Annotated in this window: 10 protein-coding genes; 3 read left to right on the top strand and 7 right to left on the bottom strand. The window is 52.0% G+C overall.

Translation table 11 applies throughout. The features are described from left to right. Positions 1-250, top strand: a 250-nt coding sequence (locus ASF12_RS35950) for a hypothetical protein (protein ID WP_235533293.1), incomplete at its 5' end; no start/stop codon positions are given. A 127-nt stretch (positions 251-377) separates the two neighbouring features. Next, entirely contained in the window at positions 378-1340 is a 963-nt protein-coding gene (locus ASF12_RS27285; protein WP_056041445.1) for an RluA family pseudouridine synthase, read from the top strand. A gap of 115 nt (positions 1341-1455) precedes the next feature. Here the strand turns inward: ASF12_RS27285 and ASF12_RS27280 are convergent, their stop codons facing one another. The 6 genes from ASF12_RS27280 to ASF12_RS27255 all read right to left on the bottom strand — a co-directional run bounded on the left by ASF12_RS27280 (position 1456) and on the right by ASF12_RS27255 (position 8066). Next, entirely contained in the window at positions 1456-2100 is a 645-nt protein-coding gene (locus tag ASF12_RS27280) for a PepSY domain-containing protein (RefSeq protein WP_081419080.1), read from the bottom strand. A 126-nt stretch (positions 2101-2226) separates the two neighbouring features. Further along, on the bottom strand, positions 2227-3036 hold the full coding sequence (locus tag ASF12_RS27275; protein ID WP_081419079.1) for a PepSY domain-containing protein: 810 nt from the start codon (positions 3034-3036) through the stop codon (positions 2227-2229). A 127-nt stretch (positions 3037-3163) separates the two neighbouring features. Next, positions 3164-4855, bottom strand: a complete 1692-nt coding sequence (gene ilvD / locus ASF12_RS27270) for a dihydroxy-acid dehydratase (protein ID WP_056041511.1) — start codon at positions 4853-4855, stop codon at positions 3164-3166. A 24-nt stretch (positions 4856-4879) separates the two neighbouring features. After that, positions 4880-5545 carry a GntR family transcriptional regulator gene (locus ASF12_RS27265; RefSeq protein ID WP_056041440.1) on the bottom strand — a complete coding sequence of 222 codons (666 nt, stop codon included), beginning with the start codon at positions 5543-5545 and terminating at the stop codon, positions 4880-4882. A 341-nt stretch (positions 5546-5886) separates the two neighbouring features. Then, positions 5887-7362, bottom strand: a complete 1476-nt coding sequence (locus tag ASF12_RS27260; RefSeq protein ID WP_056041438.1) for a sensor histidine kinase — start codon at positions 7360-7362, stop codon at positions 5887-5889. Beyond that, entirely contained in the window at positions 7359-8066 is a 708-nt protein-coding gene (locus tag ASF12_RS27255; protein ID WP_056041436.1) for a response regulator transcription factor, read from the bottom strand. The genes ASF12_RS27260 and ASF12_RS27255 overlap by 4 nt, the downstream gene beginning before the upstream one ends. Before the next feature lie 416 nt (positions 8067-8482). On the opposite strand from ASF12_RS27255, the gene ASF12_RS27250 reads away from it, so the two are divergent. After that, a complete protein-coding gene (locus ASF12_RS27250; protein ID WP_056041434.1) occupies positions 8483-8779 on the top strand; it encodes a DUF6509 family protein in 297 nt (98 codons plus the stop codon). Positions 8780-8846: 67 nt separating this feature from the next. On the opposite strand, the gene ASF12_RS27245 is transcribed toward ASF12_RS27250, so the two are convergent. Then, a complete protein-coding gene (locus tag ASF12_RS27245) occupies positions 8847-11789 on the bottom strand; it encodes an S-layer homology domain-containing protein (protein ID WP_162241939.1) in 2943 nt (980 codons plus the stop codon). Positions 11790-12447: the final 658 nt, after the last annotated feature.

Raw genomic sequence — 12447 nt, 5'->3', positions numbered from 1 at the left:
CAAACAGCACGCTTGGCTACATGTCACCCTTGCGTTTCGAACAGCTTTATTACGAAAAAATAGCATAATGGGCGTGTCTACTCTATTGACAGAAGAGCAGGAAGTCCGTTATCGCCCTCCTCATCCCGTCAAAATGGCCATTTGCAGGTTAATAGCTGCTCCTGAGTCCGCAAGCAGAGCCATAACCCATGATTCGGTTAAAATAGCTGCTGCTGTGTCCACCAAATCGATCCTGGCATGGTTCGTTTAATGAAGAGTTCATGAGAAAGCCAGCCAAAGCGGGCCCATCCGCCATTTTTCAACCGCCCTGCATAGAATTATCCCTTCCAACCGTGGTATAGTGATAGCAGCAGTGAACAAGCAGGGGGTATTTAAGCATGTCTAGGAAACAAAATGAAGGCGGCAAGCCGCGTAAAGCCGCGCAGGCCAAGCAATTCACGGTCAATGAGCCGTCGGAGCTGCTGGCTTTTTTATTGATCCACTTGGCCAGCATGGGACGCAATTCGGTAAAATCGGTTTTGGCGCGTGGGCAAGTATCGGTCGATAAGCGCGTACAAACGAAATATAATTTTCCGCTCGAAGTCGGGCAGACGGTTTCCATAAATACGGAAAAAGCGGTAGAAGCGCCGCCGCTGATGGGTCTCACCATTTTGCATGAGGACGACGCCATTATCGTCGTGCAGAAGGATGCGGGACTGCTGTCCATCGCTTCCTCCAAGGACGAGCAGGAGGTTACCGCTTACCGCCAGCTGACAGCGCATGTTCGAACCTTTGATCCGAAAAATCGGATTTTCGTCGTGCATCGCCTGGACCGTGACACCTCGGGTGTCATGATGTTTGCCAAAACCGAGAAGGTGCAGCAATCGCTGCAAAACAACTGGCAGGAAGCCGTCAAGGAACGCTCCTATGTAGCGCTTGTCGAGGGTAAAGTACGCAAGCCGGAAGGCACGATCCAATCGTGGCTCAAGGAAAGCAGCACGCTGAAAATGTATTCCAGCTCCCATCCGAATGATGGACAGCATGCTGTAACCCACTATAAGATGATTCAGGCCAACGACAGCTTCTCCTTATTGGAAGTGCATCTGGAGACTGGCCGCAAAAATCAGATCCGCGTCCACATGGAGGATATCGGCCATCCGATTACCGGAGACAAAAAATATGGAGCGCGGCTCAAGCCAATCGGCAGACTCGGCCTGCATGCGCGCGTGCTTGCTTTCGAGCATCCGCACACCGGCAAGCTGCTCCGTTTTGATACGGGCATTCCCAAGCTGTTTCTTAATCCGTTTAAAAATGCTGCTCCAGCCCCGCAGGCTGGGCAAGCACCGAGAAAACAGCGCTAAAGCTGCATAAGCAGCTTTATGCCTGCTTATAAAAAAGGGAGCATCCGCAGATGCCCCTTTTTTGCCATTCAATTGCTTTATTTTCAAAATAAATATGCTCGCTTGCTATGATTGCTTAATCCTCATCATAATGATCATCGTCATCGTAGTCATCATCATCATCATGGTAATCTTTATCCACGGACAACACTTTTCCCGTTGCTGCATCGACTTCTACTTCAGCTTTACCGCCAGTAATGCGCAGATCGACCTCGTAAATGATTTTGCCATCTTCACGATCGCGTTCAACCTTAACTACCGTTCCTCCAACTTTAGCAACCGCAATGGCTCCGGCTTGCTCAGCCGTCTTTAAAGCTGCCGTTCCCGTACTTGTTGATGGGCTCGCTGCTGGCTGATTCACTGTCCCTGCGTTCGACGCTGTTCCTGCTCCAGTTATCGCTTGATCTGCACGGCGATCGTCGTCATCATCATCGCTATCATAAATGCCTAGCAGCTTGCCGCTGTAAGCATCGATATGCACATCGACTTCATTCTGATAGGCTCCGCGCTCGACTTCCACCTCGTAAAAGATGCCTGCTTGATTCCGCTCCAGGTCTACACCGTCAATACGGCCGTCTACATGCTTCAAGGCGATTTTTTTGGCTTCGGCTTTGCCGATCAAGGTTTTCGTATTTGAAGCAGCTGTTGCTGCACCGCCCATTGCGCCGAGCGCCAAAGTAACCGATACAACGCCTATCCAGATTTTTTTATTCATCATCATCTTGTTCCTCCCATTTTCAAATGTCGCTCGCTTGTCTCACCTTTACTTTACCTGCGGCAAATGAGATGACCATGACAGCAACATTAGAATTTGATGATAAAAAGCTGAGCTGGCGCTCATTTACACTTAGTCGTCTCCTTGATCGTCATCGTCCTCATCCCATGTGATCGACATAATGGCTCCCGTTACAGCATGCACCTGTACCGTTGCCTCACGGTCGTCTGGCGTGTCGATTTCAACTAAATAATACCGGCTGCGGTCGGAGCTTTTCAGCTCAATATCCTCCACCTTGCCTTTTACCTGCTTGAGCGCAATCGCTTCCGCTTCATCTGGAGATATGCCCGGTTTGGCAGGAGACGCCGCTGGCGTTTTTCCTCCGTTGCCGTTGCCGTTTCCGTCACTCGGCTTCGGACTTGGTTTTGGGCTTGAATTCGTTGCTGGACTTGAGCTTTGCCCTGGGCTTGAATTTGGTCCCGGACTTAAACTTGTCTCTGGGCTGGGATTTGGCGCTGGACTTATGCTTGGCTCCGGGCTCGGCGTTGCCACTGGGCTCTGGCCCAGCGTCGGCTCTGCCGCTTGTTCCGAAGCTGAGGGATCAGTTGGCTGATTGGATGAGGAAACGGGCGGTGTTTCCCCAGCAGCAGGCAGCCCGCCATCTATTAGCTTTATTGAAACGATGCCTCCGCCTTTCGCATCGACAGCGACATAATATATGCCTTGATCAGCCTGCAGCTTAACTTCATAGACGTTATCGCCCAGCTTAGCGCTAACGATTTTCCCAACATATTGCTGAAGAACCTGCTCGCTCGCTTGCTCCTCCGTAATGGAAGGCCGTGCGTCAGCAACAGATTGCCACCATAATCCTCCCGCTATACAGACAATGACCATACAAGCTATCGTTAAACCAAGCATCAGTCTCTTTCGCTGTTGTCCCATCGTTACACCCCATTTAGATCAGAAACATGCCTTTCAAGCTCATAGCTCGAAAGGCATGCTGTATTACAACCTATTATATAACCTGTGGATTAGAATTTGGTGAGAACCACAACCTAGTCCATGCTGTTTACAAATCCAGATCAGTTACTGCACCTTGTGAAGCGGAGGATACGAGCCGGGCATATTTGCCGAGCACGCCTGTTCTTACTTTGAGCGGCGGCTGCACCCATTTTGCAAGTCTCGCCTCAAATTCCTGCGGCGAAATTTCCATGTTCATTTCCTGCGTCTCGCTGTCGATCGTTATGATATCGCCCTCTTGCAGCAAGCCAATTGGCCCGCCAACCTGGGCCTCAGGCGTGACGTGTCCGACAACAAAGCCGTGCGAGCCGCCCGAGAAGCGGCCATCGGTCATAAGCGCAACCTCGCCGCCAAGCCCTTTTCCGGTAATCATCGCCGTAATGGAGAGCATTTCCGGCATGCCGGGTCCGCCCTTCGGCCCGACATAACGAATGACGAGCACATCGCCTTTTTTGATGTCATCACGCGCAATCGCATCGGCAGCCTCCTGCTCGCTGTCGTATACCCGGGCTGGGCCGCTAAAACGCATCTTTTTAAGGCCCGACATTTTAGCCACTGCCCCTTCAGGCGCCAAATTGCCTTTCAATACAACCAAAGGTCCTGTCGGCTTTAATGGCTGCTCGAAGGAACGAATCACATCCTGCCCGCTGTCCAGCGGATCGGCTTCCGCCAAATTCTCTGCAAGCGTTTTGCCTGTTACGGTCATGCAGTCTCCGTGCAGCAGCCCTTTTTCCAGCAGCAGCTTCATCACGCCCGGCACACCGCCGATATTGTTCAAATCCTGCATCACATATTTGCCGCTTGGCTTCAAATCGGCCAGATGGGGAACGCGGCTGCGCACCCGTTCAAAATCATCCAGCGTCAGCTTCACGCCAGCCGAATGCGCGATCGCCAGCAGATGAAGCAGCGCATTGGTTGAACCGCCGAGCGCCATCACGACGGTAATCGCATTTTCAAAAGCTTTCAGCGTCATAATGTCGCGGGGCCGAATATTTTTTCTCAGCAGCTCAATAACCGCTTTGCCCGCTTCCGTACATTCCACTGATTTATTCGGGGCAATGGCTGGCGTGGAGGAGGAGCCGGGGAGCGCCATGCCCATCGCTTCTGCCGCCGAAGCCATCGTATTCGCCGTGTACATTCCGCCGCAGGCGCCAGCGCCTGGACAAACGCTGCACTCTACCTCATGCAGCTCCTCATCCGTCAGTTGTCCTTCCTGATATTTCCCTACTGCTTCAAAGGCAGTAACGATATCAACATCCTTGCCGTGCAGCTTGCCTGGCTGAATCGTGCCGCCATATACATAAACAGACGGAAGGTTCATCCGCCCAATGGCCATCAGGCAAGCCGGAGTATTTTTGTCACAGCCGCCAATCGCCACCAGCCCGTCAAACCGCTCAGCATTAACGACCAGTTCAATGGAATCGGCAATCGTTTCCCGGCTCGGCAGCGAGAACAGCATTCCCTCATGTCCCATCGAAATGCCATCCGACACCGTAATCGTATTAAAAATAAGCGGAGCCCCGCCGTGCTGCTTGACCCCGGCCTTCGCTTCCCGCGCCAGTTGGTCGATATGAATGTTGCAAGGCGTTACTTCGCTCCATGTGCTGGCGACGCCAACCATCGGTTTTTTGAAATCCTCATCCTGAAACCCTACCGCCCGCAGCATGGCCCGGTTCGGCATCCGGTTTACCCCTTCGCTTATATCCTTGCTGCGTCCACGCAAATCTTCCTTCTCGGACATGTCCATCCATCCCCTCATCGTTGGTTAAATAATGGCATAAAGCTCGCGCATAGGGCGCAATAAATTTTGCTTCATCATGGCAGACGCCCGTTCAGGGTCGCCAGCCTCCATAGCTTCAATAATTGCCTGATGTTCTTCGACTGATACATGCGTCGCCTGAACAGGCTGTTTTAGAAACACATATTTAAAGCGGCGAATATGTACCTGAAGCGAGGCGCTGTAAGAGGCCAGGTATTCATTATCTGCGGCTTCCACGATCACATTATGAAACTGCTCGTCCAGCTCCATCGCCTGAAAGGGCAGCCCCTGTTCAATCGCCGCTGAGAATTCGGCATTCAGCTGCTTCAGCTGCTCAATTTGTTCGGGCACAATGACACTGGCAGCCGTCTCTGCCGCTAAAGCGTGCAAGGAGGCCAGCGTCGAATACATTTTCAAAATATCGGATTTCTCCAAGCTTTTGACCTTCGTATAGTTGCCCGGATACACCTCGACGAGCTTCTGCACTTCAAGAATTTGCAAAGCTTCGCGGACAGGCGTCCTGCTGACCCCTAAAGCTTCCGCCAGCTCTGCATCGCCAATCTTCTCGCCGGGAAGCAAGGTACCATCAATAATCCATCGCTGAATTTGGGAAAGCGCTCGTTCTTTCGCTGAAATTTTAATCGGTGTAGTAAAATGGCTCGGAATAGGCATACGCATCTTCCTTTCTTGTATGTAATATATCGCATACATATACGTATATCAATCTTTTTTTTATCCATTCCTTGCTTTACTCGTTTAGGCAAGGTGAAACGGCTATCGCCATCCTCTGGCGGCGCAGCGCGTTTCAGTCCGAGAAATATAGAGAGAGGATGAGAAAATCATTTCCTTTCCTATATTTCAAGGTGAAACGGCTTTCGCCGTCCTCTGGCGGCGCAGCGCGTTTCAGTCCGAGATATAGAGAGAGAGGATGAGAAATCATATATTTTCCTATATAAAAAAAAGAAAGCAGCCCCTCCGGACTGCTTCGGGCTGCTTCTAGCATCGGATAGCTGTTATTTTCCAGCTTCCGTTCTTTTCACTTTAATCGTCGCCGTCGTTCCGACGCCCTCCTCGCTTGCAAGCGTTAGGCTTGCGCCAATAGCTGCGGCGATTTCCTTTGCCAACGCGAGGCCAAGACCGGCACCGCCAACGTCCTGGCGGCTTCTAGCCTCATCGACCCGGTAAAACCGGTCGAATACTTTAGACAGCGCCGCTTGCGGAATGCCGATTCCCCGGTCTATGACCCGGATCACGCTGTAATCGCCGCTCGCGCCAATTTCCAGCGTAATCGCAGCGCTGCTGTATTTGCGCGCATTATCCAGCAGGATGAACAGCAATTGACGCAGCTTATTCGCATCTGCATACCCGTAAATGCCCGGCATCCGGCCTTCCACCCCGATCTCCAAATGCAGGGGATACTCTGCTGCCTCTAATTCTGTCCGAGCGAGCCTAACGCCACTACTTTCGCTGCCACTGCTGTCTCTGCTACTTGCAAATCGCACCTGAATATCCCGTCCATACGCCTTCTGGAAGGCTTTCGACGACTCGCTGGCAAGCTGCGCCAGATCAACGCTCTCCATCGTTAAGTTCCACTGCTCCTTGTTGCGGGCCAGCATCAGCAGCTGTTCGGTCATCTCCTTCATTCGCACCGCCTCGGAGTGTATCGCATCGATCGATTCGACGAACAGGTCGGGACGATCCAGCCCCCGGCGCTTCAATAAGCTGGCGTAGCTTTCAATGACCGTAAGCGGCGTTTTTAGCTCATGGGAGGCATTCGAAACAAACTGCTCCTGCTTCTCAAAATTCGTTTCCAGCAAGGCGATCATCTCATTGAAGGTCGCTCCCATTTCCGCAAGCTCATCCTGCGACTGGCCTTCCGGCTGGATTTTGATAAACGTGCCGCTGCGCTGGATCGCCCGCATCGTATGCGTCATATGGGCGATGGGACGCACGATGATGCTTCCGAGCAGGCGCCCTGAAGCCACAACAGGAATCATCGCGATGGCTGTTACCGCCAGCAAAACAATTTGCAGCACCTTCAGCTGGTCAGCCGTGTCCTGCACACTTTCCGTCACCTGAATATTGACGACCGCGCCATCCGTCCAAATGACGGGAATCGATACAAGCGCGTAGCTATTCCCCTTGAAATCAATGCTTTCAATCCGCTTCTCCGCTGCATAAACAGCTTCCCGCTCGCTAAGCTGCTGCTCTCCTGGCGCAGTGACCAGCAGCTTGTCCGCCCCTTCGGCTGTCACCATGCGCAGCATGCCATTCAAGGGCACATACGCACGCAGCAAATCTGCGGTCGGAACCGTCCCGGCCGACTTCAGCATGCCTTCGGAAATTTTCAGCGCTTCTGCCTCCACCCGCTCCATTTGGCTTGTCATCGTCAATTTGCTGAATAGCGCATAAACGGACAAGTTCATAGCTACGAGCAGAACCGCGAATAAAGCAGAGGAATAAAGATGAATCCGGCTGCGCAGCTTCATTGCGCTTCCTTGAGCACGTAGCCGATTCCACGCACCGTATGGATCAGTTCGCTTGCAAAACCTGTATCGACCTTTTTACGCACATAGCGAATATATACATCAACGACATTCGTGTCGCCGTAGTAGTCGTAGCCCCAGACTGCCTCAACAATCTGCTCTCGTCCCAGCACTTGGCGCTGATGCTTCAGCAGGTAGCTGAGCAAATCAAATTCGCGCGGCGTCAGTTCGATGCTTTTGCCCGAACGAATAACCTCGCGCGTCGTCTCATTCAGCTTTAAATCGCCAGCCAGCAGCCATGTCCCGTCCACTATTTGTGCGCCGCCTGCCTCTGAGGGAATCAAGCGCTGTCTAAGCGCCGCCCGGATTCTCGCCAGCAGCTCCTCAATCTGAAAAGGCTTCGTCATATAATCGTTAGCGCCCAGATCAAGCCCAGACACCTTGTCCTCTACAGAGCTTTTCGCCGTCAGCAAAATAACAGGCGTAGCAGCATCGGTCGCCCGGATTCGCCGTAAAATTTCGATGCCGCTAATGCCTGGAAGCATAACGTCAAGCAATACTAGATCCCATTCGCCTGTGCGGTACAGCTCAAGCGCCTGCAAGCCGTCGTTCGCCTTGGAGACGCGATAACCTTCCGCTTCCAGCTCAATCTCCAGCACCCGGGCGATTTTTTGCTCATCCTCTACAATTAATATGGACTCATTCATTGCTGTCCCTCCCTGTCTCTCCGCTCCTGCCCACATCCTCAATCCAGCATGTGTGATTACGTTTATATTAGGCTATTTGTGGCAGAGGAAGCAACAACCGAGCCAAGCAGCAACCGCGAATACCCAAATGACAAACTGTTATTCCAATAAATTGGAATACTTCTGTTTCAAATTTCGACAACGCGATTAATAATAACTACAAGCTTGTATATGATTATGCGAGGGGGTCCATGTGATGAAGCTCCGCCGTTATTTGGCACAACTTGTAATCGCTATCTCCGTCCTGCCGCCTAAAGGCGACAATACCGACAAAGCACATAAATCGAGCTAATAAATCCAGCTTATACATAGGAAAGCCTGCCTTCGCGAAGCAACTCTGCTATAATGGAGGGAAAACCACATCAAAGGATGATACGATGATTGAAATTTCCAGCTACAGCGTGCAATATATTAAAGACCCTTTCGGCATTTTAACCGGTAAACGCTACGAGTTTATTATCGATATTGAAGCAGCCGAGGACGATGATATATATTCGCCTAAAGGGCTTTATGTACGTGCTGTATTTGCCAAGGATGGCGACCAAGCCAAAATTGCCAAGCACGAAATTATCGAGCGCGAGACGGAGCGCATTTTGGATTTTGAGCTGGAAGACGAGGAAGAGCAGCTTGTGCTTGCCTTCTGCCTGGAGCATTGGCACGAAGCAGACGAATAAAAGGCTGTTGAAAAATAGGGCTGGCCCGCAAGCATATACATCTGCTTGCGGGCCAGCCCTTCGTTTATTACTCTGTTTTTGCAGCCTGAGCTTGCGAGAATAGCGTATGGAGCCTGTAGATGACGACCGTCGCATCCGCACGGTTGGTCGGATCAATCGCGCCGAAGCTGCCGTCCGGCTTGCCTTTCATTAATCCCGCTTGTGCCACAAGCGCTACAGCGTCCTTCGCATAAGCAGCAATGGTCTGACTATCGGTGAACACTGGCACGCTGCCAGCAGGCATCTCCGGCAGCGTCTGGCCTGTCGCTTTCCAGCCGCTCGCAAGCATTACCGCCATATCCTGCCGTGTAATCGGCTCGTTCGGCTCAAATAAGCTGCCTTCTCCGCCGCTTCCTTGCGCCAGAAGCGCTGTAATGCCCGCTTTCTCAGCTGCGGCAATATATGGCGCATACCATGCGCTTGCAGCTACATCCGTAAAGCTTGATGCACCCTCTGGCACAAGTCCGAGCGTACCCACCAGCAGCTTGACGAACTCCGCTCTAGTTACCTGCGCACCCGGCTGGAACTCCGTATCATTTTTCCCTGTTATAACGCCCTTGCCATATAAAAAAGCAATGGCTTGCTGCGCTTCCGCATACACGCCGCTCAAATCCGTGAATTCATAGCTAATGCCATCCTTCAATTCGCCAACGACAATACCCAGTCCATTCGTCGCCATATACACTCGGCCGTAGACCCTTGGATCGCCTGTAATCGCCGTATTAGCGGAACCGAATTGATGCTGGTCATCATTGATGCGAACCCAGTTTTTGCCGAGATCCTTCGAGCGGAATATGCCATATGTTCCGCCGATCTTCGCGTAGGAATAAAGCGTCATATTTGTTTTTCCTGGTGCCGCTTTGCCAAAACCAATCGTTGCCGCTTCCTCCACGCCTGCAACCTTTGCAAACGTCTTGCCTGCATCGGTCGAATGCCATAAGCCATAGGCGCTTTCGACTTTTTTGTTGTCTTTGGCGACAGCGATCCAAATGTCGCCTTCTTTGCCCGGCATCGCCTTGAAGTTGCTTGTAATCACTTGCGGCAAGCCTGTCGCCTTCGATGCAGTGAACGTCGCTCCGCCATCCTTGCTGACGTAGAACACACCAGCGGCGAAGCCGTAGAAGAGCTTCGGATTTACCCGATCTGCCGATACGCGAGCCTTTTCCGGCAAGCCCTTCGAAGCCGTCCACGTTTTTCCTAAATCGGTGGAGTAGCTGACTGGCCGCGCTGTCTGTTCATCCGCGCTGCTCGGGCTCCATACGATTGCACTGCCGTCTGCGCTTACAGCAGCAAAGCCGCCGCTTGTTTTGTCCTCATCCGCCGCTGTCCAGGCATTCGCTGCCGGCGTCCACGTTTTGCCGTTATCTGTGGAAACGCCCATTCTTGCTGCTGTCCCTTCCGCATGGCCGACACGCACCACGATATCTGGCTTCAGCTCGGCAAAATCAATATCCGTGCTCGTACCGATATACGGGCTCGTGATCATCTCCGGCGCTTGGTCCAGGCTTTCATGGCGGAAGCCGCCAATATCCCCCATCGCGCTCAGCAATGGCGCCCCTGACGGCGGGCTGATGAGGCCAAGCACAGCTGTTTCTTCAATACCGTCTGCCATGACGGTAATATCAACCTTTTTATCTTTATCAAAATCCGTTAAGTTGCTCGCGCCGAACAGCGTTGCGCCCGTGCCGTACATCATATTGTCCGAATTAAACGGATCAATTTCCAGATCGCCAATCATCCAGCCAAGCTTCGGCGCGATTTCGGGCAGCTCTTTTTTCTCGCCCCAGTCCAGCCAAGGGGAATCCGCATATTCAATCGTAAACCGATTTTCCCGATTCGGATTTTTCGAAAAATCGAGCGTCCAGAAAGGCTCCCACGTCGCACCGCCATTTGTGCTGCGGTAAATGACATCATCCGGCCACCACTTGTTCATCGTCGCTACCATTAGCGTATTCGGCTGCCGCGCATCTACAGCCAGTCCGCCATACGGATTGTCCGTATTTCCGGTAGGGCTAATATCGGTCCATGCGCCGGTTGCCGTATCCAGCTTCCACACGGCGCCTTTGCCGCCATCATAAGGGCCGACAAATTCATTGTATGTAACGTATAGATGGCCTTTGCCGTCCAGCACCCCATGATGCGGTACAAAACCTTGCTTTGGCTGCCCCGCTACTGCTTCCCATGTTTCCCCGCCGTCCGTGCTGCGGTATATGCTTTGCTCATTGTCAGCCACGCCGACATAAATCGTTTGCGACTTTTTGCCCTTCGAGCCCGTCGCTTGATCGAACGTAATCCATGCCACGCCAACGATATCGTCAAAGTAATCCTTTACGTTGCCGCTCGCTGTAAAGCTGTCCACTTTGCTCCAGGTTTCGCCGTAATCCGTACTTCGCCACAGACCATTGCCGCTGCGCGCCCCGAGATACAAAATTCGATTGTCATTCGGATCGATGACCATCCGCTCGCCCATCGAGCGCCCCGGCATATTGCCTCCAAGCTTGAACGGGAGCACTGTCCGCTGCCAGCTGTTTCCTTTGTCCGTCGAGCGCAAAATCATGCCCGGCGTATCTGTCCAATCATTCGTGTACGTGCCTACCGCCGCATAAACCCGATTCGTCTCCACAGGGTCCGTCGCGATGCTTTCCACGCCCAGCATGCTCCATTCCTCGAAGCCTACAAAATCCAAGAGCTGAATCCAGCTTTGCGTCGCGGAATCGAAGCGATAAGCGCCGCCAATGTCCGTCCGCGCATAAATCAAATCCTTCTCGGAAGGATTATACACAATGCCGGGAACAAAGCCACCACCCACGACCTTCGCCCTTCCCCAATCATAGGCGGGCTGCTGCCCCGCTGTTTTGCTGCTGTTTTTGTCTGCCGCTGGAGCTGGGGCCGGAGCCGCCGCTGCGCTTCCTACTAGCGAAGCCGTTAATGCCGCTGCTGTCAGCAGACTGCCAAATGTCCGAATAACCATTATAAATTCCACCCTTTCCATCATAAAGTTCCTGTTTCTGTAAGCGCAAACATTTGTGCGAATCGACATTTGCCTGCGCCAGCTTCGTTATCTAAACTATTTTACTCTATTTAAGGCTGGTATTTATACCCTTAAAATTGATTTTTATATCATGGAAAAATCAGGGGGAAGAAAATTGTAAGTTGAACCTTTTCGGCGGTCAGGTGCGATGGTCGCTGCTGCGAGAAAGATTCGGCTTCCGGCCGCTGTTGTTTTCCGATTTCTCGATTTTTTCCTCCATGAGGAAGAAATCAGAAAACAAAGGCGGACGCTCCGCTCCTCCAGCTCCAACCTTTCTCTCCGCCGCTACCCTGCACCTTCCCTCTCTCTCCGTTGAACTACAATAAAGAAAAAGGAAAAAACCATCCGTCAGTAACACAAACCTACTGACGGACAGTCTTTCCCTCTTAAACCTTCAAAAGGTTACGCTTTTGGAATCTAAATACTTTTCACCATAAGCCCTACTAAGCTACTAATTTAGAGTTTTTAGGGTGTATATGCAAACATAAGCAAGCCAGATCCAGATCGAATTTAGCGTCAAATGCATTCCCTCTCCTGCTGGGAATATCCGCCTCATGAATAGAATCATATGACCGAAAATATGTACCGGAAGGAAGTC

It is taken from the genome of Paenibacillus sp. Leaf72, assembly GCF_001422685.1.
In the GTDB taxonomy this organism is placed as follows: Bacteria; Bacillota; Bacilli; order Paenibacillales; family Paenibacillaceae; genus Pristimantibacillus.
This window is presented reverse-complemented; position numbering and strand designations above follow the sequence as displayed.